Origin of the sequence: Priestia megaterium (genome assembly GCF_046599315.1) — a bacterium.
GTDB classification, from domain to species: Bacteria; Bacillota; Bacilli; order Bacillales; family Bacillaceae_H; genus Priestia; species Priestia megaterium_F.
In genome coordinates this window covers 194,785-217,831 of record NZ_JBKIKC010000004.1, presented here as the reverse complement: position 1 = coordinate 217,831, position 23,047 = coordinate 194,785, and the positions used below count along the sequence as shown (strand labels likewise).

The following is a 23,047-nucleotide window of genomic DNA, read 5'->3' as shown; positions in this document are numbered from 1 at the left end:
AGAAACAAAATTAATTTATGTAGAAAGCGGGTTATCACGTGAAAAAAATATTGACTTTTATTTTAGTAATAGGTAGTACGGCAGTACTCTTTTCTACTGCGTTTGCACCTTCTTCTTGGTCTTTACGTTCATTCAAGACGTCCAAGTCTGAAGCGGCGTTATCAAGTGATATTCAGCATATTCAAATTGATTCTCCAAGCATTAGTACAACGGTCGTTCCGCAGGAACGTCAAGATATTAAAACAAAAGTAGAAGGTAAAGGAAAAGTGGATGTAAAGCAAAATGGAGATACCCTAGCTGTCACATATAAAAAAAGTCCATTTCAATGGCTTTCTATTTTTTCAAACACAAAAGTGACAATTTACATTCCTAACGATTATCATCATAACCTTGCACTTTCGGTAGGATCTGGAGATCTTCAAGTTGCTCCACAGCCTCAACACACGCTTCAACTGAAAGATGTTTCGATTAAAGTAGGATCTGGAAATGCAAGCATATCAAACTTGACCAGCACCTCTCTTCGTACGGATGTTAATTCTGGAGATTTACAGCTGAATAATATTGAGACCCAAACAGCTAAATTTGCTGTAGGATCTGGGGAAATTAAAGGAACAAACTATAAAGGAAAACTTCAGGCGCGCATTGGGTCTGGTGATCTTTATATGGATTTTAAAAAGTTAGAAGAGTCTGTTTCTATAGATGTAGGATCTGGGGATGCGGTGTTGGTTCTTCCCAAAAGCGCTGGTTTCAAAGTGAATGGAAAAGTAAGCAGCGGTGATATTAGCAATAACTTTAAGTTAAACAATGCAACCGTAACAGAGGATGTATTAAAAGGAAAGTACGGAAATGGAAAATATTCTATTGATGTAGCTGTTTCAAGCGGAGAATTAACCTTAGAATCAAAATAAAACGAACACTTCCGTGTTCGTTTTATTTATGGTCTTACTGCAATATACCATGCTACACCTACAATTGACCCTATGAATACAACTCCATAAATAATAGATAAATTCACTATACTTTTCTTTTTAGATTTCCCGTAATCTTCATCTACCTTCTTTGCAGCACTGATCGTACCTGCAAGAGCAACAACGCCGATAATAATGACAAGAAGCAATGCTAATTTCATTCATTCTCTCCTCCATATTTCGGTGATTCAATAGAGTTGAATATCAAGATGCTATCTCTTTCACTTTAACCAGAACATGAAAGCGTTATATCTTCTCTTTCTATCATAGAGCTAAATTATGTAAAATCAACCATCCAATTGTTAATTATTTCCCCCCTCCACTTTAAACACATAAAAGATTCCCGAGCTTCACTGCTCAGGAATCTTTACCTAATAGAAATGACAGGTTAAGGTTTTAAGATAACTTTAATGCAGTTATCTTGATGATCATTAAAGATCTTGTAGGCATTAGCTGCGTCTTCTAAAGCGACTTTATGAGTAATAATTTCTTTTGGATCGAATTCTTCTTTTACAATTTGATCATATAATTTCGGCATAACCGGAATGACAGGAGCTTGCCCCATTTTGAGAGTTACATTTCGAGCAAAAAATGCTCCTAACGGAAAGTTGTTATAGTTGCTTCCGTATACTCCAGTAATTTGGACGGTTCCGCATTTACGAACGGCTTTTGTAGCAATTTGAATAGGTCCGAGCGTTCCACCTTGAAGTTTTAATTTTTGTTCAATGTATTCAAGAGGAGACTTTTTACCATCCATACCTACACAGTCAATCACCACATCAGCTCCGCCTTTTGTGATTTCTTTTAAATGCTCCCCCATATCTGGGTATTGTGTAAAATCAAAGGTTTCTACGGCATTCATTTTCTTTGCATGCTGCATTCGGTATGAAACATGATCTACTGCAATAACCCTTTTCGCACCTTTCATCCAAGCAAACTTTTGAGCCATTAACCCCACTGGTCCGCAGCCGAGGACGATAACGGTATCTCCTTTTTTAACATCCGCATACTCCACACTCCAATAAGCAGTTGGAAGTACATCTGATAAAAAAAGAAGCGATTCATCTTCTAATTCACACGACTCTGGAATCACAAACGGTGTAAAATTCCCAAAAGGCACTTTCAAATATTCAGCTTGACCTCCTGGATGATTTCCAAATTTTTCAGTATAACCAAAATAGCCCCCAGAATCATAGTGTGGATTAGAATTGTCACACTGACTCGTTAAATCATCTTTGCAATACGCGCACTGTCCGCATGCTACGTTAAACGGAATAATAACGCGATCTCCTTTTTTTACTTTTGTAACATCCGGTCCTACTTCTTCCACAATTCCCATCGGTTCATGACCAATAATATAACCGTGAGGCAATGGCATGCTTCCTTGATATAAATGCAGGTCAGAACCACAAATAGCCGTTGATGTTATTTTAATGACAATGTCATCTTTCTTCTCTAACTTAGCATCTTCCACTTCTGCTACTTTTACCTGATTAGGTCCTTGATACGTTACTGCCTTCATGTTCACCCTCCATTTTTACAACCTTCATATTACTTAAATTTATCTAAAGGCATGTATTCTATCCGGATAAATCAAGGAAAAATAAAAAAGCAGCGCTTGCGCGGCTGCTTTAATGATTATTAAAACTGAAACCTATGCTTTCCTACCAGTACATCCGCCATCTTTACAAAGCGCTTGATTTCTAAGACGTCATGAACTCGAACCATTTGAACACCTTGTGCAATCCCCGCATATACAGTAGCTGCGGTTCCTTCCATTCTTTCCGTAGGAGGAGCATCGACTATTTGTCCGATAAATCCTTTACGAGAAGTAGCAAGCAGCACAGGATAGCCCATATTCGTCAGCTGATCTAGATGCTGGATCGCTTCTACATTATGCGCAGCCGTTTTTCCAAAGCCAACGCCTGGATCTAAAATAATTTGATCGTCCCGAACTCCTGCAGCTTTTGCAATGGAGATGCTTTCTTCTAAATCACTTATCATATCTGTAATCAAATTTGTATAATTAGGTTCATGGCGGTTATGCATTAAAATAATGGGAACATTATAGTCCGCTGCAACTTGAGCCATTTTAGGATCGGCTTTTGCCCCCCATATATCATTAATAATATGTGCTCCTGCTTCTAACGCCTGCTTGGCCACTTCCGATTTGTATGTATCTACAGAAATTGGCACCTCTACTCGCTTAGCCACTTCAGAAATAACGGGCACAATCCGTTTAATCTCTTCTTGATCGCTAATTCTTGTATAACCAGGACGGGTTGATTCTCCCCCGATATCAATGATGTCTGCCCCTTGCTTTACCATTTCCTCAGCATGAGCAACCGCTTTATCTACATCGTAGTATTTTCCACCGTCTGAAAATGAATCTGGGTTTACATTTAAAATCCCCATAATGAGCGTACGGTCCGCATAGTTCAGTTCATACTTTCCACATTTGATGACGGATTGAGACATTAAAGTTGACACTATCCTCAGCCCTTTCGTAATTTGCAAATTGATGTATATTTGTAAATATCATGTATTTTGAGAATGTTATACCGTTCGTAATTATATCAAAAGTAACCAGTCCTATGTGATTTTTCTTGGAGATTCTTTCTCGTATAGTGTGAGATAAACATTAAAAGTGAATACACAGATAACATTAAAAATCTCTATTACGCTTGTTTTTAGGGTCTTTTTTCCTCTTTTCACATCTTTTGTGAGTCTTTGTATTCAAAAAGAAAGGATTCGTATTAAAAACGTTTAATTTATAGCAATAGTTAGGAATTACAATTAAGTAACTTCCATTTTTACGAAATTTATTCTAAGGAGGATGACTATGACTCAACAACCTTTACAAGTCAAATTAATTCCTTATACCATTGAGTCGATTATTGACTCAACAAACGAAACGCCTAAAGGAGTAAGCTTAATTCAAGCGCCTGCTATTTGGGAAGAAAGCAATCAAGGAGAAGGTATTGTAATTGCAGTTATTGATACTGGTGTTGACACAAATCATCCTGACTTAAAAGATTGTATCATTGGAGGAAGAAATTTCACTTCGGATCATAATGGAGATTCTTCCGTATTTGAAGATAATAATGGGCACGGTACTCACGTGTCTGGTACCATTGCTGCTGGGCTCAATAATGAAGGGGTAGTAGGAGTGGCACCCAAGGCAAAAATTCTAAGCTTAAAAGTACTTACCGGTGAAGGATCCGGAAATTACGAATGGATTATTGACGCTATTAACTATGCCGTCGAATGGCGCGGTCCTAACAATGAAAGAGCACGAGTTATTTCCATGTCACTTGGAGGACCACAAGACGTTCCAGAACTGCACGAAGCTATTCAAAATGCTGTGAATAAAGATGTTTCTGTCGTTGTTGCAGCTGGAAACGAAGGCGATGACCGCGAAGAAACCTTTGAATATTCATATCCAGGAAGTTACAATGAAGTCATTCAAGTCGGAGCTGTTGACAGCAGCCTAAGTTTAGCTCCTTTTACCAATGTTAACGAAGAAGTAGACTTGGTAGCACCTGGCATTGATATTATCTCTACTTATTTAGAAGGTAAGTACGCTACGCTTTCTGGAACTTCTATGGCAACTCCCCACGTTGCAGGAGCTTTAGCACTATTGATTAATTTATGTGAGAAAGAATTTGGACGCTCTTTAATCGAAGCTGAAATCTATGCTCAACTTGTAAGAAGGACGCTTCCTCTTGGATATCGAAAAAGCTCTGAAGGAAATGGATTTCTCATGCTTAATTTAGTGGAAAAAATACACGATATTATCAACGTAGCCCGCATTAATATTAGTAAGTGATAAATAAGAAAAAGCGGATCGTTGTATGATCCGCTTTTTCAAAATTGATTGAAAAGCTTTTCGTCAGTTTGAAATAAAAACATGCAAATGAATGTCTTTATTCATATCTTAATGCTTCAATTGGATCTAGCTTCGCCGCTTTATTTGCAGGAAGCATACCGAATACAATACCAATCGTCATCGAGAACAACACTCCTCCAAGTACTACTTGCCACGAAATTAATGATGGCCATCCAGCAAATAATGAAACAAGAGCTGCCCCGCCTGCGCCTAGACCAATTCCAAGCAAGCCACCAATTAACGTAAGCGTAATGGATTCAATCAAAAACTGAGTTAAAATTTGTCTTTTAGATGCTCCCAGTGCTTTACGAATACCAATTTCTCTTGTACGTTCCGTTACAGAAACCAGCATGATATTCATAACGCCAATTCCTCCAACAAGCAGGGAAATGCCTGCAATCGATCCAATAATTGTGGTCATAATACGCGTTACACTTCCAATGCTATCTGCTATTTCTTCTAAGTTCTGCACTTTATAAGCATCTTCCGTGTCATGCAAATTATTTAACAAATCCGTTGCGTCATTGCCTACTTTATTTAATTGATCAGAGCTTTTTGCTTGAACGCTAAGGTTTGTGTAGTCGAGCTTACCGAAGCTTGATTTATACGTATTATTCGGAATATAAATGGTTGGTATTTCAAATGCTAAAAAGCCCGTTGGCTTTTTTGTCACCCCAATAATTTTGATAGGCTGTCCTTGAACCCATACTACTTGTCCAAGAGCTTCTTTTTTATCAAACAGCTCTTTTTTCATATCGCTTGTGATAACACCTACTCGATTACCTGACAAAAAGTCAGAGCTGTCTAACATTCTTCCTTCGGAAACTTCCAGCTGATTAACCTCAATATACCCTTCATTAATTGCATTAACAGTCGTATCAGATTCCTTGTCTCTATATCTTATTCCCATTCCCATTGAGCTAGAAGCCACCACATTCTTCACTCCGGGAATAGTCGAAAGAGCTTTAATATCATCCTCTGTAAAGATGGGCTCACCCATCATTGAAAGGTCATCAGCTTGCATTTCGTCTTCGGGAGGCTCATAGTAAACATCAACTGTATTGCTTGCTCCCGTTATTTCTGACTTAATCATTTGTTCTCCGCCTTGACCAATAGCGACAACGATAATAACCGCCGCTACGCCAATGATAATACCAAGCATCGTCAAAATAGAGCGCATTTTATGAGCAAGAACCGAGGAGAGAGCCATACGAATATTTTCTATTAAACTCATAAGCTATCGTTCTCCTTATCGCTATGACTTAACACTTTACCGTCACGAACGATAACTGTACGCGATGTGTATTCTGCCACTTCAGGTTCATGGGTAATGACTACAACCGTTGTGCCGTCTGCATTCAGCTTAGAAAATTGCTCCATAATATCGGCACTTGTTTTTGTATCTAGGGCTCCTGTTGGTTCATCTGCTAAAATAAGCGTCGGATTGTTAACAATAGAACGAGCAATAGCAACGCGCTGCTTTTGCCCTCCTGATAGCTCGCTCGGCAAATGTTTCATCCGCTCACTCAATCCTACTTTTTCAAGCGCAGCTTCTGCTCTCGCCCGTCTTTCCTTACGCGTTACACCGGCGTATACCATTGGAAGTTCTACGTTTTCTACCGCTGTTAAACGTGGCAATAGCTGAAATTGCTGAAAAACAAAACCGATATGAATGTTTCTTACTTTTGCCAGCTGCTCATCGCTGTAAGTGGAGATTTCTTGTTCATTTAATAAATAGGAACCTGAAGACGCACGGTCTAAACATCCGATAATATTCATTAGCGTCGATTTACCGGAGCCTGAAGGACCCATAATCGCAACGAATTCACCATCATAAATCTTCAAATTAATATCTTTTAAAATCGGTACTTCCTCTTTGCTAAGATGATAACTTTTATGAATATTTACAAGCTCAATCATTGAACCGTCACTTCCGCACCGTCAGTTAAGTTTTTTGTAGGGTTTGTGATAACTTTGTCTTTAGAAGAAACGCCACTTTTGATTTCAATAAATTTGTTTGTTGTTTCTCCTACATTTACTTCCTTACGAACCGCCTTTTTATCTTTCACTACATATACATATTTTTCTCCGTCTTCATTTACAACTGCTTTTATCGGCAAAGATGAAGCTTTCTTACTGCTCGTTTCAATCTCAAGCAAAAGCTTAAATCCTGGCTTAATCATCGTGATATCTTGGTCATCTACTTTTACTTCAACTGGATATTGATTAGCCGCATCATTGCCGGCTTCTGCTGATGCCTGCTGCTGAGGTAGATAGTCAATTTGTTTGACGCTCCCTGACCATTCTTTATCAGGCAGCACATCTGATGTAATTTTAACAGCTTGACCGATTTTAATTTTTAATGCATCATACTCAGATAGTACGCCAGTAGCTAAGTATTCATCGGTATTACCAATATGTATAAGCGGTTTTTGAACTTCACTTGTATTATTAACAGCTTCTTTATCCACTTCTAAAACAGTTCCGCTAATATCACTCGTTACATCTAAATTACGTTCCTTTTTAGCAATCGATTTAGCTTCTAGTTTGTTTCGTTCTAAATCAATTTTAGCCGTTTCTAAATCGAGGTTGAGCTGCGTACGCTCTGTGTCAATTTGATCTTTCGCTTCTTGCTTACTCATTTCTTTTTCTAATTCTTTTTGTTTTTTATTTAAATTTGAGATTTGTTTGCTTACTGAGTCGATTTGCAGCTGACTCGATTTTTTTTCTAGCTTATTTTGTTCTTGCTCTAAATCAAGTGCATCGCTTTCGTATGTTAAAAGAGAAGTTCCCTGCTGTACATGAGATCCTTCTGTGACATGAAATCGTTCAACCTCGCCTTTTTCAGCGTCAAAATAGACATATTGCTCATCAGCAAGCTTTAACGTACCCGGAACCATAACTGTATTTCTTAACTTTTTTTCTTTTACATTTGTCACTTGAACATCAACTGCTTTACCACTTACACTTTGTGCACGATACACGTTAATTCCAATAACCGCAACAATAATTACTGTTACGGCTGTAATAATTATTCCTTTTTTCATTTACAACCCTGCTCCTTTAAGCGCTTCTGAACCAGCTCCTCCAACTCCTGAAATAGCCGCTCCTAAGATAAATAAAATAATCACTGTAATAATAGAAGCAGCTTTTGATAAATTTGCCACTTTTTGTAGTCCTACTGCTGTCAGAATAAGTCCCCAGATAGAAAAGATTTCAATGGAAGTAAATACTCCTCCCATAGCACCTTTAGCACCAACTAGTCCATTTAACGAAGTCACATTCGCTGAAGTATGTGCTAGTGCAGCTACTCCCGTATTAATTAGCTGACCGATTACTGTGATGAACGTAACGAACAAATTCAAACTAAACATTTGGCGGTAAGTTGTTTTTCCAGCCCCTAACTTTGCAATTAAAAACAGAATCAAACTTGTGAATGCCAGTGTAGCAACTACTGCAATAACTCCTCCAATGGTTCCGCCAATCATACTAAATGTTGAATTCACTTCAATGCCAGCTTCTTTTTGCTGTTGCAGTGCCTCTTGTGTCTCAGGAGTATAGACAGATAGAATCGTTGTTACAGCTGTTAAGATGAGGATAAGGAAAAGAGGTCCCCAGATGACCGGATTGCTTTTCATTTTCTCAAATTGTACAACCGGACTTGTAATAAACCCAAAGATAGAAGGCTTTCCTTTCTCTTGGACTTCGGAAGATACGTTAACTTCTGTACTCATAATCAAACTCCTTTTATTTTATTCTGTTCTGTTATTAGCTTCTTAAGACCGGTCGTTTACCATTTTCGAAAGTTTTCTAGTAAAATCGACTCTCTCTAAGAAACTCTCAAACACCTAATATTCTAACATAATTATACAAATTAATTGACATTTTTCTTACATTTTATATTTTTTTATGGTATTTTTAACAATTAAAGAGATATATTGATGCTGAATTATCGTATTAATCTTACTTATAATTTCTGAATATTATAATTATTATTTGACATCATTCAATAGAATTTGTATATTATGATTAAAGTTTATTATTCCTATGTTTTTTATATGCTTTATACTTAAGGAGGAGTTTCAATGTCTGCCAAGAAACCATTTCGTCCTGAAACACAAGCCGTCCATTCTGGTCAACAGCTTGACCCAGCTACTTTTTCGCGTGCCGTACCTATTTATCAAACAAGCTCGTTTGGATTTAAAGATACCGAACACGCTGCTTCTTTATTTAATTTAAGTGAACAAGGCTATATCTACACTCGAATTGTGAACCCTACTACGGATGTTTTTGAACAGCGAATTGCTGAGTTAGAAGGCGGAGTAGGCGCTCTTGGAGTAGCTTCCGGTCAGTCAGCTACTACCTTTTCCATTTTAAATATCGCTTCAGCAGGTGATGAAATTGTATCAGCAAGCAGTTTATATGGCGGAACGTATAACCTCTTCTCGTCTACGCTTCCTAAACTGGGCATTAGCATCAAATTTGTAAACGCCGATAATCCAGAAAATTTTAGAGGTGCACTCACTTCCAAAACAAGGGCAATTTATGCTGAGTCCGTTGGAAACCCGCAGGGAAATGTACTAGACATCGAGGCAGTTGCAGACATTGCCCATGAACATGGAATTCCTCTTATTATTGACAATACTGTTCCAAGCCCTTACCTTCTTCGTCCTATCGATTTCGGAGCAGATATTGTCGTTCATTCTGCTACTAAGTTTCTTGGAGGACATGGGACAACAATTGGCGGTGTTATCGTAGACAGCGGAAAATTTGATTGGGAAGCGAGCGGGAAATTTCCAGACTTAACAACTCCAGATCCAAGTTACCATGGCCTCATATACACAGAAGCCGCCGGTGAAGCTGCTTATATTACAAAAGCGCGCGTCCAGCTTTTACGAGATATTGGAGCTGCTTTATCACCTTTTAATTCCTTTTTACTCCTTCAAGGCGTAGAAACACTCCATCTACGATTAGAGCGTCACAGCGAAAATGCATTAAAGGTAGCGAAATTTTTAGAGCAACATGAATTAGTAGAATGGGTAAATTATGCGGGGCTTCCTTCTCACCCTTCCTATTCTTTGGCACAAAAATACCTGCCTAAAGGACAAGGAGCAATTTTAACCTTCGGTGTAAAGGGAGGAAAAAACGCTGCGGACAAGTTAATTGATTCGGTTCAGTTATTTTCTCATTTAGCCAATATTGGCGACTCTAAATCACTCATTATCCACCCGGCAAGCACCACTCATCAGCAGCTATCAGAAGACGAACAAAAAGCTTCCGGTGTGACGCCGGAACTCATTCGTCTATCCGTTGGAACAGAAGCAATCGACGATCTTCTTGAAGATTTAGATTATGCCTTAAAAACCAGCCAACAAGTAAATACCACTGTTTAAAAGCTGTGATTTTTCACAGCTTTTTTATATCATCCAATAACTTTTTATACTTTGGCTTATGCTACAATAAACAAAACGAATGAAAAAGGAGTTACTATGAACACGTTCAATTCAATACCTGCCATCGCATTTACAAACGTTCATAAAACATTTAAAGACAAAAAACATAGTGTCTTAAAAGGCGTATCCGGTACAGTGATGCAAGGATCGCTCGTCATGATGGTAGGACCATCAGGATCCGGAAAAAGCACCCTTCTTTCCATGTGCAATTTACTTTCTGCACCTGATGAAGGAAGTATTGAAGTATATGGAAAAGACATTAGCCAATGGAATATTTCTGATTTACGAAAAAAAGTGGGGATCGCTTTTCAATCAGCTCCTGTTATTGACGGAACAGTGCGAGATAATATGTTGCTTGTTCAAAAACTGCACGGCAAACAGGATATTATGCCTGAAGAACTCTGTTCATTAACGGGCCTTTCCCCCGACTTGTTAGAGCAGGATGCAAGAGATTTATCCGGCGGTCAAAAACAAAGGTTATCATTAGCACGCACGCTGTCGAACGGATCTGACCTTTTACTTTTAGATGAAATCACTTCCGCTTTGGATGCCACTTCTGCTCATGAAATTGAACAGCTTATTTCTCATTTACATAAAGAACAGAATAAAACGATTATTTGGGTGACCCATAACCTAGATCAAGCCAAACGTTTAGGAGAGGAAGTCTGGCTTTTAATGGACGGAGTGATTATAGAAAAAGCGAAGACAAAGGCTTTTTTTGATACCCCTGTAAAAGCCGAAACAAAACAATTTATTGAAGGAGCCTTTCTATGAGTTCACTTTCACTGATTTTTACAATCGTGTTTGTTTTTATTGCTCTTTTTTTATCAAAATCTTTTCGTATAGGCCTTGAAAAAGATATTATCATTGCCAGTATTCGAGCAGCCGTTCAGCTGCTAGTGATAGGTTATGTTTTATCTTTTATTTTTGATGCGGATCACCCCGCATTTATGATTCTCATTTTATTCCTTATGCTGACAGTCGCTTCCCAAAACGTTATAAAGAAAAAAAAGCAGGGATTCAAGGCCTTTTTACGCGTATTTATTACTCTTTTTATTGTAGAAATCTTGACCCAAAGCATTATGCTTGGCCTACATATTATCCCTGCTACTCCCCGATATATCATTCCGGTCAGCGGTATGATTATTGGAAATTCAATGATCCTTGCCAATTTATTTTTAAATCGGTTAGATGCTGAAGTGAATAGAAGACGAGAAGAAATTCAATTGATTTTGGCGCTCGGCGGCACTCCCAAACAAGCTATTCATAACATTTTAAATGTTGCAATCAAAGCTAGCATGATTCCTACTGTAGAAAGTCAAAAAACCATTGGACTCGTTCAGCTTCCCGGCATGATGACAGGTCAGATTATTGGAGGAGCAGATCCAATACAAGCTGTCAAATTCCAACTGCTTATCGTTTTTACTATACTAGCGTCTGCTACTCTTTCTTGTGTCATCCTAAGCCGCTTAACATATCCTACCCTTTTTAATAGCTATCAGCAGCTTATCCGTGAACATACATAAAAAAGAAGAAAGGAGACTCCTTTCTTCTTTTTATTGAGCAGCTTTTTTTAACCTTGTTCCTATGTCACTTCCAAAGGTCACTCCTAAATCACCGAGCCATCTTCTATATGCAATACTCAATCGGTCCGGATTCAAATGAAGCTCTGCTTGTAAGTCAAGCGGGAGCTCTTCCGGTTTTTGACTTTCCACAATGCTCGTATCTTGTTCAATAATAAGCTGCTGAAAATCACGGAAATATTGATCAGGTACATCAAACGAATAGTTTCTAGAAACCAATGCAAATACGGTAGACTTTCTTTCTTCCTCAGGTAAAACCGCAAACAGCATCGAAAAGATTTCACCCGTTTCGTAGTTTACTTTTTTCAACCTTGCAACAGTAGGACGAAGAATTTCAAAAGTATAATAAATAGTTGCAAAGTTACCCGTACCATCTGCATCCGCGTACACAGCGATTTCATCAGAAACGTATCGATTGTCTTTCCAGTGCACCTTATAATCAGGAATTTCGGCGTAATCAGAGTGTCCAAGACTTCCTTCATGAACAAAAGCCAAATGACTTACATCAAGAAAGTTTTCTACGACACGAGGAGCTGCTGCCTGTAGAGTATGAGGATTGGCACAAACCGTTTTGAATCCAGAGTTAAGATATTCGTCATACAGAGGAAGAGGAGTATCACTTGCCTCACTGTTCATCTTTACCCATATAATTCCGTATTTTTCAACGCAGTCATACACCTGTGCTTTTGCTTTTGAAGGAATAGCTCTTCCCGGCGGCTGTTGAGGAATTTTTACGCAAGCCCCAGCATCATCGTATTTCCATCCGTGATAAGGGCACACGATGCAATCATCTACTACTTTTCCAAGAGATAACGCTGCACCGCGATGGATACATAAATCTTTAAATGCTTTAATAGCAGTAGTTGTGCGAAAAAGCGCAACTCTCTCTTCTAAAATCGTTACTTGCAAGGGCTGATCTGTTAAATCATGTGAATAAGCTGCAGGCAGCCATTCCTTAGCCAATACTAAATCTTTAATCATCTGCATCGCCTCCGTACAATAAGTAAATTTATTTCTTGTTTATAAAAAAAACCGCAGAAATAGAAGGAGTTCTTCTAATTCCGCAGCTTTTTCGTTCCGTAAAACAGACTATAAGCGCGCGAAGTTTCTACATGATTGCAGATAGAGCGACCTTAACACTTCATCTACAGTTACAATAGGAGGTCATCGCTATTTTTTTAATTACAATACATGAACAATTATCAGAGTATTCATATATGTTGAATAAAAAGCGGTCAGCTGCTAAAAGCTTTTCTGTCCACTGATTTCTCTTGTTTTTACTTTATCAATATCCCACTAAAAAATCTCTTGCTTTGTAAGTATCTCTAACATAATTTTTTAGTCATATTTGAAAAGAATAAACAAAAGACACCTCTTTTTTTTTGAGGTGTCTTTTGATATCCATCAACCTGTGTTACGTAAACCTGCTGCAATTCCATTAATTGTTAATAACGCTTCTTTTAAAAGTTCTTCATTTAACGTTCCAGCTTCATCTTCACGCAGCTTGGAAATAACCTTAACTTGTAAGAATGTTAGAGGGTCCACATATGGATTTCGTAATTTAATAGATTCTTTAATCGTAGGAAGATGATCCATTAATTCTTTTTGACCCGTGATTTGAAGAATCATTTCTTTTGTGAGATTATACTCTTTTTTGATGGCGGTAAAAATCCGCTCTGAAATAACCGGATCTTGTACCATTTCCGTATATTCTTTTGCTGCCATTAAATCTGCTTTTGTTAAGGCCATTTGCAGATTATCGACTGTCGAGCGGAAGAATGGCCATTCTTTATACATTTGCTGAAGAAGCTTTATATCTCCAGCTTTCTCTACCAAATGCTGTAATCCAGTACCTGCGGCGTACCAAGCTGGAAGTAGCTGTCTGCTTTGCGTCCATGCAAATACCCACGGAATTGCTCGCAAATCTTCAAAGCGATCACTTCCTTTTCGACTCATTGGACGTGATCCAATATTTAGAGCCCCCAGTTCAGGAAGAGGTGTAGCTTGTTTAAAGTACGTTAAAAAATCTGGATCTTTGAAAACAAGCTCTTGATACTTAGATAATGAAGCAGTTGAAATCTCGTCCATTGTTTCTTCCCATTCATGTGTACGAATATCACATTGTTCAGCTTCTTGAGAAATATTTGCTGCCGCTGTAAGAAGAGCCGATACCGCTTGTTCAAGGCTTCGGTAAGCAATGTCATATAAAGAATATCTAGAAGAAAGAACTTCTCCTTGCTCTGTAATTTTAACCCCGTCTCCTAACGTCTCAACAGGCTGAGATAAAATGCTTCGGTTTAACGGTCCACCGCCTCGGCCTAGTGAGCCGCCTCGGCCATGGAAGAACTTCAGACGAACCTGATACTTCTTCGCCATATCGTGAATTTCCTGCTGCGCTTTGTAAAGCTTCCAATTAGCAGTAAGCGTTCCTCCGTCTTTACTCCCATCTGAGTAGCCAAGCATAATTTCCTGCAAATCTTGCTGTTTCCTTAAGTGCTCTCGATAAAAATCTAATTGAAATAGTTGTTCCATAATTTCAGGACCTGCTGTGAGATCATCAATCGTTTCAAGCAGCGGAGCTATATTTAACTTACTTTCAATACGGCCATCTGCATGAAGGCGATAAATCCCCGCTTCTTTGGCCAGCACCATGACTTCTAACAAATCACTTGCAGACTGCGTCATACTGATTAAGTAGACTTCAATGGATCTTTCTCCAAATTCTTTATGTGCTCGATGAATCATATTAAATACTTCAATGACTTGTTGCGTTTCTTTAGAGTAATTCTCTACAAACGATACCACAGGTCTTGGGTCCTGAAGAACTTTCCCTAATAGCGCAACTTTTTTCTCTTCTGTTAACGCTGAATAATCTTCAGCTAAAGAAACAGCATGGAAAATTTCTTTAATCGCCGCTTCGTGTTCTCCACTGTGATTACGGATATCAAGCGTCGCTAAATGAAACCCAAACAGCTCAACTTGACGAATTAATTTACACAAACTTTTCAACTGATAATCTTGAGGCTGGTGCTTTTGCAAACTATCTTTGATAAGAAATAAATCCTGTAAAAGCTCTTCAGATCTTTGATAACCTGCTTCAGATTCTCCAACTAAATTTAATTTATGAAGCATAATCGTAAGCTTACAGCGATATACTTCATGTTTGATTCTCCATCTCTTATTCTCAGGTAATAACGATATTTCTTGATTAATAGAAGCAATAAGGTTATCTGAAACTGCGACTCTTTTTGTAGACTGACTTAGCCTTTGTCTCAATTGAGTAAGAGATTCCTTATATTTACGAATAGCTAACTTCCTTTGTTTAACAAGCGTTTGCCATGTTACTTTAGGGGTTACGTTTGGGTTTCCGTCTCGGTCTCCCCCAATCCATGAACCGAATCGAAGAATATTAGGTACCTTCCAATTTTCTTCCGGATAATTCTCCTGCAGTGAATTTTCCAATTCTTGATGAATTTGAGGAAGCACTTCAAATAACGTTTCATCAAAATAATATAATCCATTGGATACTTCATCCATTACGGTTGGCTTGCGATCTCGCAGTTCATTTGTTTGCCATAAAATCAACACTTCGCTGAACAGTCTTTCTTCAATTTCTATGCGTTCACGTTTTGTTAACGTTGTATTGTCCAAGCTTTTCAGAAGCTCAGCCATTCGTTTATGAATATCAAGGACACTTCGTCTAGTGGCTTCTGTTGGATGAGCTGTAATGATAAGCTCCAAGGATAAAGTTTGGAGCAAATTAGCAATTACATCTGGCGCCACACCGTTATTTTTAAGTGAAACAACGGCACTTTCCAATGAACCCGGCTGCATAATCGAATCTTCTTGCTGCTGATATTCGCGTCTGCGACGAATTCGATGATTTTGCTCTGCGATATTAACTAAATGAAAATAGACAGCAAATGCCCGAATAACCTGCTCGCGCATTGGCTGTTCAAGAGTAACGATTTCATTTTTTATTTCTTTATAGATAGCTTCATCTTTATTTTCTCTAAGTGATTTTGCCACTTCGCGTATTTTTTCTACTTTGTTGAGCAGTTCTTCTCCACCTTGGTGAACCAGAACTTTCCCTAACAATTGTCCGAGAAACTTTACATCACGGCGCAGGGCAGTGCTGCTGTTTTGTCTTTCAGCTGCTTCTACTGTTACCATTAGACACAACACCTTTCTTTATAAATATTAATACTTTTTAAACTTTTTAGAAAATTATATTAAATCCATCTTACCATGAATGAAAATAAATTTCATATGATTTTATTTCTTCCCCTCGTTCAGAAGAGAAGATTTCATCAAATATAAAAAGACTGCAGTGCTTTGCACTGCAGTCTTTTTATATTACCAAGGCTGTCCTAAATCCAATACTGCGGCTAGTTCATTGCTTTTTTTACGCACTTGTTTACGCGTGGCAGCGCGATCTGCCCCCGTTTGAAAAAGGTATTTTTCTTCTTCTGTCTCTGGAATAAGCTCCGGTACTGCGCGGGGCTTTCCATCATCATCCATTGCCACAAAAGTTAAAAAGGATGTGGCTGCAATTTGACGCTCCCCAGTTTTTAGGTTTTCTTTAATTACTTTTACAAACACTTCCATGGATGAACGACCTGTCCATGATACATATGACTCCAAACATACAGAATCCTGCGGCGTAATCGGATGCAGAAAGTGAATGGAGTCTGCTGAGGCCGTCACACACTCTGTACGACTGTGACGATAAGCTGAAATGGACGCAATCATATCAATATCACTCATTAACTTTCCACCAAATAACGTATTGTGATTATTAATATCATTAGGGAAAATGCGGCTCGTTCGAACGGCCTTTGTATCTTTACAATAATTTGCTTTCATTAGTAAGAACCTCCATTGATGCCTATCATAATAAGAATAAAAGAATGAATGAACCTATACTAGCATATTTTGATAAATTTAGCTTTACGAAAAACTTGTTGAATTATTTACAGAAAACAAAAAAGAGAAGAAAAATTCGCAAAGGACAACTTCCTTCTTTTCTAAATAAAAAACACGAGCAGCGCTCGTGTTTTTTATTTAGATTGAAAACTTTCTTGATTGATTTGTTCAGCTTCCTTCATATATCGATTAGATTTGCCACTTTTAATTCCCCAGTAGTAAAAAGCTAATGATACGCAAGCAATCACTAGCATATCCCATCCGAAAGGCAAAATATTTTTCCCTCCAAATTTTTCGCTTCCTATGTAGGAAATAAAAATCATACAAGCTAAATAGATAAGCATCCAAGCCCCAGTTAAAAACTCTTTTTTAAAGCCAACCCATTTATTTTTAGCTTGATAATAAAAATAAACAGGGAGGCCAATTGCCATAATAAAGATCACTTCACCTGTAAGAGGCCACCTTGCCCAGTAAAGCGTTAAGGAAGCAAATACGAAGCCGCATGGTGAAATAATTGATGCCCCTTTTAAATAGAATGGACGGTAAAAATGTGAAGCCGTTTTTCTTAATGTTATCAGTGCTACAGGGCCCATAATATAAGAGATAAGAGTTGCAACTGAAATCACTTCTGCTAAGACACCCCATCCTCTAAATAAAAAGAGAAACAAAAAGCAAGCTGCTAAATTTAGCCACATAGCTGGGCGCGGAACATTATAAAGTGGATGAAGAGTACCAAAAATCTTTGGCAAGTATCCATTTTGTTGCATCCCGTATAACATTCTAGAAGTAGTGGCTGTATATGTAGCACCTGTGCCAGAAGGAGAAACAAATGCGTCTGCATATAACACAATTGTCAGCCAGTTAATTCCAAGCGCAATTGCTAAATCAGCAAAAGGAGAATTAAAATTCAAATGATTCCATCCATCAGCAATTGACGACGGACTTACTGCTCCGATAAAAACTATTTGCAGTATAATGTATACAATTCCAGCAATAAAAATTGAACCAATTACAGCTATTGGAATCGATTTATTAGGTGATTTTGCTTCTCCTGCCATATTTACTGGACTTTGAAACCCATTAAAAGCAAACACAATACCTGATGTTGCCACTGCAGTTAAAACACTTGCCCACCCGTAAGGTGCTACCCCCTGCTCACTTGAAAAGTTCCCGCTATGAAAACCAGCAAAAAATAAAGCCCCTGCCGTTAAACCAGGAATAATTAATTTAACAATCGTAATAAATGAATTGGCTTTGGCAAAGAGATTTACCGTCCAATAGTTCACAAAAAAATAAACGAACAATAACAAAGACGCAACTGCCAACCCCTTGGACGTTAAAATGCCATTGTCTACTAATTCATGAGTCCAGCGAGCCCATTTCCACGGCCACGTACTCATATATTGTACAGATGCAATAGCTTCCACTGTTATCGTTGAAGCTATTGAAATCCAGTTAGCCCAAGCAGCCAAAAACCCAATAAATGATCCGTGTGAATACTGAGGGTATTTAACCATCCCCCCTGCTTGTGGAAACATCGCGCCCAGTTCAGCATATGATAGGGCAATGGTCAAGATAACCACCATTCCAATAACCCATGAAAAAATAGCCGCGGGTCCCGCAATTTGAGCTGCTTTCCATGCTCCAAACAGCCATCCGGAACCAATAATCGAACCTATTCCTGTCATGGTTAAAGCAAATGTTCCCATCTTCCTTTGCATATTGCTCATCCAAATCTACCCCTCTTCCCTAGGAAAATAAAAAAACACTTGTGAAATTTTCTCAAGTGTTTGCCCAGGCGCGCGGCTTATACGCTATATGCTCCCCCATGGTCATCCATGTTGCGCCAGTCACATATAGGAATATATTTTTTATCAGTATATAACATTGATCACCATTACTCAATACACAAAAATACTTACATTAATTTTCTAAAAATAATAAATTATTCGTAAAATTAAGAATTTAATCCCTAAAAACCTTTTATACATTACAAAAATGAGCCGAAATCCTAACTTTTCTTATTATTTGGTTCTTTTACTTCACGAACAGATTCCCTCCCATAAGTTATACTAATATATATATTACTTATTTACAAAACATGAATTAACAGCTATATAGCTATAGAATTCTTGCACTAGGCTCTTTACTTATATACAATATGAAGAAAAGATACTAAACTGAACTGCCCACCACTTAGCGACACTTGAAGTGGGAAACTTTTTTTGAAAAACATTAAAACCTACATATCATGCACTTCGCAACTAATGAAGTACTTCGAGCAAACTTCTCTGTTTACGCAAGCAAAAAACAGGGAAAATTAAGAAAAAAGATTGTTAGAGGGATGCTTATGAATTATGCAAATGTAAAAGTTCTTTATTTTGATGACGACGGAACCATTCCAAATCACCCTCGTCTTCCGGTTTTGTTGTATGAACACGTATTTATCAGTAAGAAAGAGAAAGTAGAGAGCATTTTTAATTCTCACAACTGGAAAAACAGCTGGGTAGGCGGCATATATGATTTTCACCATTACCACAGCAATTCTCATGAAGCACTAGGTGTAATTAGCGGATCTGCCCGTTTAAAGCTAGGTGGACATATGGGAGAAAATATCGTGGTGCACGCTGGCGATGTGTTCGTACTTCCTGCGGGCACAGGCCATATGCGTCTGCAGTCAACTGCTGATTTTAAAGTGGTTGGAGCTTATCCAGAAGGCATGGATTACAATTTACGAACAGGAAAACAAACTGATCGTCCCCACGTATTTGATGAAATTGCGCAAGTACCTATTCCTACAACAGATCCTGTTTATGGCGACAAAGGACCATTAACAGAATGGTGGAACTAGACAAGCACTTATTGTCTAGTTTTTTTATTTTCTCTGTTTTATGCCTTCCATGAATCTCTATTTGAATATATAAACCCTCTTCCCCTAATGCAATAGCAATATACTTTATCTCATCGAAAAAACACAAACTTCTTTACAAAACTATTTTTTTCTTTTCCGCTCTCTTTTTGCTTCAAAGGCAATCCGTTTAGATTATCTCCCTTTTTCTCCTATATTTGTTTCAAATACACTCTCGTTATAAGCTCTTTTTTGTTTTTCTAAAAAAATTTCCATAAATTATAACTAAATTTTCAAAAAACTTATTGCTTTACTATGTCAGACTTGCTATCATAGTGAACATTGTTAGATAAATTTTTAGTAGGAGGAGTAAAATTGAATAGAAAATTCATAATATTTATTTTATTCATCATTCCATTTATTGCTCAATTCGCTTTTTTACCTTTTGTAAATCACATTCATCCAATTATTTTTGGGTTACCGCTTTTGCATTTATGGTTATTTTTATGGGTCTTCTTAACGCCTGTATGTACTTTTATTATTTATCGTTTACAAAAATCTTGGGGGGACATTGAATAATGCAAGGAAATTTAACCGCACTTTTAATCACATCAGCAATTGTTCTTGTCGTTATCGCGATTGGCTTTATAGCGGGACGTGACAAATCATCTAGAAGCTCAGTTGAAGAGTGGGCTGTAGGTGGAAGACGTTTTGGAAGCCTACTCGTCTGGCTTTTAGTAGGAGCCGATTTATATACTGCTTATACATTCCTAGGTCTTACAAGTACAGCCTATCAAGGAGGAAGCATTGCATTTTTTGCTATTCCTTACTCTGTTTTAGCGTTTTTAATTTCATACTTTTTTCTTCCAAAGCTTTGGACTGTGGCTAAAAAGCACAAACTTACTACGCTTGCTGATTATGCTAGGGAACGTTTTAGTAGTAAATTTCTCTCCTCTCTAATCGCCATTGTAGGTGTATTGATGCTTATTCCATATATTGATCTTCAGCTTAGCGGTATTCAAGATACTCTTCGTGTTGCAGGAACAGGCTACATCAACGTAAAAGCTGTCGTTATTCTTTCATTCTTTCTTGTGGCTCTTTATACCTTTTTCAGTGGAATCAAAGGCCCCACATATACGGCAATTATTAAAGATATTTTAGTATGGGCGATTATGTTATTTATGGTTGTTTCTCTGCCAATTATGCATTTTGGAAGCTGGGGTAACATGATCGACAATGTTGCAAAGGATGCACCGCAGCTATTAACAATCCCAACACAAGGACCTAAAGGTATTCCATGGTTTATTACAGCATCACTCGTATCTGCTTTAGCTTTATTTATGTGGGCCCATGCTGCTACAGGTGTTTTCACTGCTAAAAGTGCAGATTCGCTTCGTAAAAATGCTATTTTTCTACCGCTTTACAATATTGTTTTAATTCTAGTCATCTTCTTAGGATTTATTGCTTATCAAGTATTACCTCAAGGTACAACGGATCCTAGATTAGCATTATTAACCTTAATTCAGTATTCATATGGCGGTATCGGTCAAGGATTAGCTTATGCAACGATCGCTCTTGCTTCATTAATTCCATGTTCTATCATGGCTATCGGAGCGTCTAACTTGTTTGCAAATAATATATTTAGAGATTTAATTAATCCAAATGTACAGGGTAAAACACTAACAATGGTCACTCGTTCTATGGTTTTCGTTGTTATTGGACTGGCACTTTTATTTGGTTTATTATTCCCTCAAGCACTTGTTTCTCTACAGTTATTAGGGGTATCTGGTATGGTACAAATTTTCCCGGCTATCGTTATCAGCCTGTTTTGGAGAAATCAATCGAAAGAAAGTACGATTGCTGGATTAGTAGTAGGATTGATTATAACATTTACGGTGCATGCAACAGGAAATTCATTTGGCCTTTATGAAGGGTTCTGGGGACTATTATCTAACTTAATCGTAGTTGTTATTTTAAACCCAATCTTTGCTGCAAAAACCAAAGCAGCAACAAACGGCGTAAAAGAAACATTATTTCCCAAAAGCGCTCCGCAAACTGAATTAAAGAAAAACGCATAAAAAAGTTCAGCCAATTGGCTGAACTTTTTTATGCAGAGTGTAGTCGCGCAAAGTCGCTTGGTGCTTATATTATGGAAAAGAATTAAGAATTACATTAGACTAAAAAATACTTAAATCCCATTCTTTTGCGATTTTTTTTAGCAGCGTAACACCTTTTACGCTATTCCCGTACTCATCAATAGCCGGACTGTAAATTCCGATACCGCATCCGTCTGGAAACGGAGACTGCTTTTTCGTATTAGGAGGCACCAATGACATGATTCCTCCCGATACACCGCTTTTAGCTGGCATACCAACAAATGCCGCAAATTTTCCGGATGCATTATACATGCCGCACGTAAGCATGAGCGCTTTTGTTAATTTAGCTACTTCTTTGGGAATTACTTGTTTGCGAAATACTGGATGATATCCGTCTAATGACAGAATTAACCCAATCAGTGCAATATCCTCTGTCGTTACTTCGATTGAGCACTGCTTTAAATAAACCTCTAGAACTTCTTCTACTTCTCCTTGTAAGTAGTTTGTTTCTTTTAAGTAGTAGGCAAGCGCACGATTTCGATGAGACGTTTGCCATTCTGATTCAAAGACCGTCTCATTAATAATTGGTGTTTTCCCGGTAAGCAGCGTTATCACATCAAACAAATAGCTTAATTTTTCTTTTGCCGTATCCCCAGATAATAAAGATGAAACCGTTAAAGCACCGGCGTTAATCATAGGATTGAACGGTTTTCCTGGTTTATGCATTTCCAGTCTTATAATAGAGTTAAATGCATCTCCAGTTGGCTCTACATCCACTCTCTCTAGTACATAAGGAATGCCACAGCATAAGCAAGCTGCTATAAAGCTAATGACTTTAGAAATACTTTGAAGAGTAAATACCGATTCGTAATCCCCAGACTGGATGACTGTTCCGTCAGCACCAATCAAACAAATACCTAATTGAGACGAGTCCATGTCTTTTAGAGCTGGAATGTAATCCGCTGTTTTTCCTTCTGAAGAAAATTCTTTTATTTGTTGCACCCACTCATGTAACCGATCTTTTGCAGCCAGCTTTAAGTAAGTCATGTCCTGTTCTATTTCTCGTTTCATTAAAATCACCTCACCACTTAATTGACTACCTCTTTATGTTGAAGCGCTTTCACAACGCGCGATTTCATTTTCGTTTTTAATGTACAATGTAACCTACGAGAGCATACAAAAACCTACAAAACTTTTTGAAATTATATTTTTACCTTTGGCACTCTTCTCCATTGTGCTGGACGCCGTCACAATGTATACTAATTCACGAATCACTTCAGGAGG

General features: G+C 37.9%; 20 protein-coding genes and 1 riboswitch. Of the genes, 8 read left to right on the top strand and 12 right to left on the bottom strand.

The genetic code is table 11. The features are described from left to right. The first annotated feature begins 38 nt into the window (after positions 1 to 38). Positions 39 to 908 carry a DUF4097 domain-containing protein gene (locus ACLHDF_RS15440; RefSeq protein WP_413919611.1) on the top strand — a complete coding sequence of 290 codons (870 nt, stop codon included), beginning with the start codon at positions 39 to 41 and terminating at the stop codon, positions 906 to 908. A 26-nt stretch (positions 909 to 934) separates the two neighbouring features. On the opposite strand, the gene ACLHDF_RS15435 is transcribed toward ACLHDF_RS15440, so the two are convergent. The 3 genes from ACLHDF_RS15435 to folP form a co-directional block, all read right to left on the bottom strand. After that, complete coding sequence (locus ACLHDF_RS15435; RefSeq protein WP_075421262.1) at positions 935 to 1,129, bottom strand: hypothetical protein; 195 nt, start codon at positions 1,127 to 1,129, stop codon at positions 935 to 937. Between the two features lie 227 nt (positions 1,130 to 1,356). Then, complete coding sequence (locus tag ACLHDF_RS15430; protein WP_413919610.1) at positions 1,357 to 2,490, bottom strand: zinc-dependent alcohol dehydrogenase; 1,134 nt, start codon at positions 2,488 to 2,490, stop codon at positions 1,357 to 1,359. 119 nt (positions 2,491 to 2,609) lie between these two features. Next, positions 2,610 to 3,458: a dihydropteroate synthase gene (folP, locus tag ACLHDF_RS15425; RefSeq protein WP_413919609.1), complete on the bottom strand. Its 849-nt coding sequence runs from the start codon at positions 3,456 to 3,458 to the stop codon at positions 2,610 to 2,612. A 352-nt stretch (positions 3,459 to 3,810) separates the two neighbouring features. Here folP and ACLHDF_RS15420 point away from each other — a divergent pair, with 352 nt between their 5' ends. Next, positions 3,811 to 4,797, top strand: coding sequence for a S8 family peptidase (locus ACLHDF_RS15420; RefSeq protein ID WP_413919608.1), 987 nt, complete (start codon positions 3,811 to 3,813; stop codon positions 4,795 to 4,797). A gap of 97 nt (positions 4,798 to 4,894) precedes the next feature. Here the strand turns inward: ACLHDF_RS15420 and ACLHDF_RS15415 are convergent, their stop codons facing one another. From ACLHDF_RS15415 to ACLHDF_RS15400, 4 genes are read right to left on the bottom strand one after another with little or no spacing between them, the layout of a single operon-like run. Further along, positions 4,895 to 6,091 carry an ABC transporter permease gene (locus ACLHDF_RS15415; RefSeq protein WP_413919607.1) on the bottom strand — a complete coding sequence of 399 codons (1,197 nt, stop codon included), beginning with the start codon at positions 6,089 to 6,091 and terminating at the stop codon, positions 4,895 to 4,897. Then, positions 6,088 to 6,777 (bottom strand): ABC transporter ATP-binding protein, encoded by a 690-nt coding sequence (locus tag ACLHDF_RS15410; RefSeq protein ID WP_413919606.1) that lies wholly within the window; start codon positions 6,775 to 6,777, stop codon positions 6,088 to 6,090. Before ACLHDF_RS15410 ends, ACLHDF_RS15415 begins: the two co-directional genes overlap by 4 nt. Next, entirely contained in the window at positions 6,774 to 7,904 is a 1,131-nt protein-coding gene (locus ACLHDF_RS15405; RefSeq protein ID WP_413919605.1) for an efflux RND transporter periplasmic adaptor subunit, read from the bottom strand. Before ACLHDF_RS15405 ends, ACLHDF_RS15410 begins: the two co-directional genes overlap by 4 nt. Next, complete coding sequence (locus ACLHDF_RS15400) at positions 7,905 to 8,591, bottom strand: Yip1 family protein (RefSeq protein WP_413919604.1); 687 nt, start codon at positions 8,589 to 8,591, stop codon at positions 7,905 to 7,907. Positions 8,592 to 8,942: 351 nt separating this feature from the next. On the opposite strand from ACLHDF_RS15400, the gene ACLHDF_RS15395 reads away from it, so the two are divergent. The 3 genes from ACLHDF_RS15395 (at position 8,943) to ACLHDF_RS15385 (ending at position 11,836) form a co-directional block, all read left to right on the top strand. After that, on the top strand, positions 8,943 to 10,250 hold the full coding sequence (locus ACLHDF_RS15395; RefSeq protein ID WP_413919603.1) for a homocysteine synthase: 1,308 nt from the start codon (positions 8,943 to 8,945) through the stop codon (positions 10,248 to 10,250). A gap of 96 nt (positions 10,251 to 10,346) precedes the next feature. Next, complete coding sequence (locus ACLHDF_RS15390; RefSeq protein WP_413919602.1) at positions 10,347 to 11,084, top strand: phosphate ABC transporter ATP-binding protein; 738 nt, start codon at positions 10,347 to 10,349, stop codon at positions 11,082 to 11,084. Then, positions 11,081 to 11,836: an ABC transporter permease gene (locus ACLHDF_RS15385; RefSeq protein WP_413919601.1), complete on the top strand. Its 756-nt coding sequence runs from the start codon at positions 11,081 to 11,083 to the stop codon at positions 11,834 to 11,836. Before ACLHDF_RS15390 ends, ACLHDF_RS15385 begins: the two co-directional genes overlap by 4 nt. A 30-nt stretch (positions 11,837 to 11,866) precedes the next feature. On the opposite strand, the gene ACLHDF_RS15380 is transcribed toward ACLHDF_RS15385, so the two are convergent. The 4 genes from ACLHDF_RS15380 to ACLHDF_RS15365 form a co-directional block, all read right to left on the bottom strand. Further along, on the bottom strand, positions 11,867 to 12,874 hold the full coding sequence (locus ACLHDF_RS15380; RefSeq protein WP_413919600.1) for a Rieske 2Fe-2S domain-containing protein: 1,008 nt from the start codon (positions 12,872 to 12,874) through the stop codon (positions 11,867 to 11,869). Between the two features lie 423 nt (positions 12,875 to 13,297). After that, positions 13,298 to 16,066 (bottom strand): phosphoenolpyruvate carboxylase, encoded by a 2,769-nt coding sequence (gene ppc / locus ACLHDF_RS15375; protein ID WP_413919599.1) that lies wholly within the window; start codon positions 16,064 to 16,066, stop codon positions 13,298 to 13,300. Positions 16,067 to 16,249: 183 nt separating this feature from the next. Then, a complete protein-coding gene (locus ACLHDF_RS15370) occupies positions 16,250 to 16,759 on the bottom strand; it encodes an acyl-CoA thioesterase (RefSeq protein ID WP_153252925.1) in 510 nt (169 codons plus the stop codon). Between the two features lie 194 nt (positions 16,760 to 16,953). After that, positions 16,954 to 18,549, bottom strand: a complete 1,596-nt coding sequence (locus tag ACLHDF_RS15365; RefSeq protein ID WP_413919598.1) for an APC family permease — start codon at positions 18,547 to 18,549, stop codon at positions 16,954 to 16,956. A 55-nt stretch (positions 18,550 to 18,604) separates the two neighbouring features. Continuing rightward, positions 18,605 to 18,683: riboswitch (ZMP/ZTP riboswitch) on the bottom strand. A 387-nt stretch (positions 18,684 to 19,070) separates the two neighbouring features. On the opposite strand from ACLHDF_RS15365, the gene ACLHDF_RS15360 reads away from it, so the two are divergent. The 3 genes from ACLHDF_RS15360 to ACLHDF_RS15350 all read left to right on the top strand — a co-directional run bounded on the left by ACLHDF_RS15360 (position 19,071) and on the right by ACLHDF_RS15350 (position 21,745). Further along, complete coding sequence (locus ACLHDF_RS15360) at positions 19,071 to 19,670, top strand: cupin domain-containing protein (protein WP_413919597.1); 600 nt, start codon at positions 19,071 to 19,073, stop codon at positions 19,668 to 19,670. A 372-nt stretch (positions 19,671 to 20,042) separates the two neighbouring features. Then, positions 20,043 to 20,246 carry a DUF3311 domain-containing protein gene (locus ACLHDF_RS15355; RefSeq protein WP_413919596.1) on the top strand — a complete coding sequence of 68 codons (204 nt, stop codon included), beginning with the start codon at positions 20,043 to 20,045 and terminating at the stop codon, positions 20,244 to 20,246. Next, complete coding sequence (locus tag ACLHDF_RS15350; RefSeq protein WP_413919595.1) at positions 20,246 to 21,745, top strand: sodium:solute symporter family protein; 1,500 nt, start codon at positions 20,246 to 20,248, stop codon at positions 21,743 to 21,745. Before ACLHDF_RS15355 ends, ACLHDF_RS15350 begins: the two co-directional genes overlap by 1 nt. Positions 21,746 to 21,844: 99 nt before the next feature. Here ACLHDF_RS15350 and ACLHDF_RS15345 read toward each other — a convergent pair whose 3' ends face one another. Next, complete coding sequence (locus tag ACLHDF_RS15345) at positions 21,845 to 22,834, bottom strand: glutaminase (RefSeq protein WP_413919594.1); 990 nt, start codon at positions 22,832 to 22,834, stop codon at positions 21,845 to 21,847. Positions 22,835 to 23,047 lie beyond the last annotated feature (213 nt).

Bases quoted from the DNA above. Each gene is read 5' to 3' on its own strand.
- ppc (WP_413919599.1), bottom strand. From the start codon at position 16,066: ATGGTAACAGTAGAAGCAGCTGAAAGACAAAACAGCAGCACTGCCCTG.
- ACLHDF_RS15360 (WP_413919597.1), top strand. From the start codon at position 19,071: ATGCACTTCGCAACTAATGAAGTACTTCGAGCAAACTTCTCTGTTTAC.
- ACLHDF_RS15345 (WP_413919594.1), bottom strand. From the start codon at position 22,834: ATGAAACGAGAAATAGAACAGGACATGACTTACTTAAAGCTGGCTGCA.
- ACLHDF_RS15415 (WP_413919607.1), bottom strand. From the start codon at position 6,091: ATGAGTTTAATAGAAAATATTCGTATGGCTCTCTCCTCGGTTCTTGCT.
- ACLHDF_RS15390 (WP_413919602.1), top strand. From the start codon at position 10,347: ATGAACACGTTCAATTCAATACCTGCCATCGCATTTACAAACGTTCAT.
- ACLHDF_RS15410 (WP_413919606.1), bottom strand. From the start codon at position 6,777: ATGATTGAGCTTGTAAATATTCATAAAAGTTATCATCTTAGCAAAGAG.
- ACLHDF_RS15370 (WP_153252925.1), bottom strand. From the start codon at position 16,759: ATGAAAGCAAATTATTGTAAAGATACAAAGGCCGTTCGAACGAGCCGC.
- ACLHDF_RS15435 (WP_075421262.1), bottom strand. From the start codon at position 1,129: ATGAAATTAGCATTGCTTCTTGTCATTATTATCGGCGTTGTTGCTCTT.
- ACLHDF_RS15400 (WP_413919604.1), bottom strand. From the start codon at position 8,591: ATGAGTACAGAAGTTAACGTATCTTCCGAAGTCCAAGAGAAAGGAAAG.
- ACLHDF_RS15365 (WP_413919598.1), bottom strand. From the start codon at position 18,549: ATGAGCAATATGCAAAGGAAGATGGGAACATTTGCTTTAACCATGACA.
- ACLHDF_RS15405 (WP_413919605.1), bottom strand. From the start codon at position 7,904: ATGAAAAAAGGAATAATTATTACAGCCGTAACAGTAATTATTGTTGCG.
- ACLHDF_RS15430 (WP_413919610.1), bottom strand. From the start codon at position 2,490: ATGAAGGCAGTAACGTATCAAGGACCTAATCAGGTAAAAGTAGCAGAA.
- ACLHDF_RS15350 (WP_413919595.1), top strand. From the start codon at position 20,246: ATGCAAGGAAATTTAACCGCACTTTTAATCACATCAGCAATTGTTCTT.
- ACLHDF_RS15420 (WP_413919608.1), top strand. From the start codon at position 3,811: ATGACTCAACAACCTTTACAAGTCAAATTAATTCCTTATACCATTGAG.
- ACLHDF_RS15380 (WP_413919600.1), bottom strand. From the start codon at position 12,874: ATGATTAAAGATTTAGTATTGGCTAAGGAATGGCTGCCTGCAGCTTAT.
- ACLHDF_RS15395 (WP_413919603.1), top strand. From the start codon at position 8,943: ATGTCTGCCAAGAAACCATTTCGTCCTGAAACACAAGCCGTCCATTCT.
- ACLHDF_RS15385 (WP_413919601.1), top strand. From the start codon at position 11,081: ATGAGTTCACTTTCACTGATTTTTACAATCGTGTTTGTTTTTATTGCT.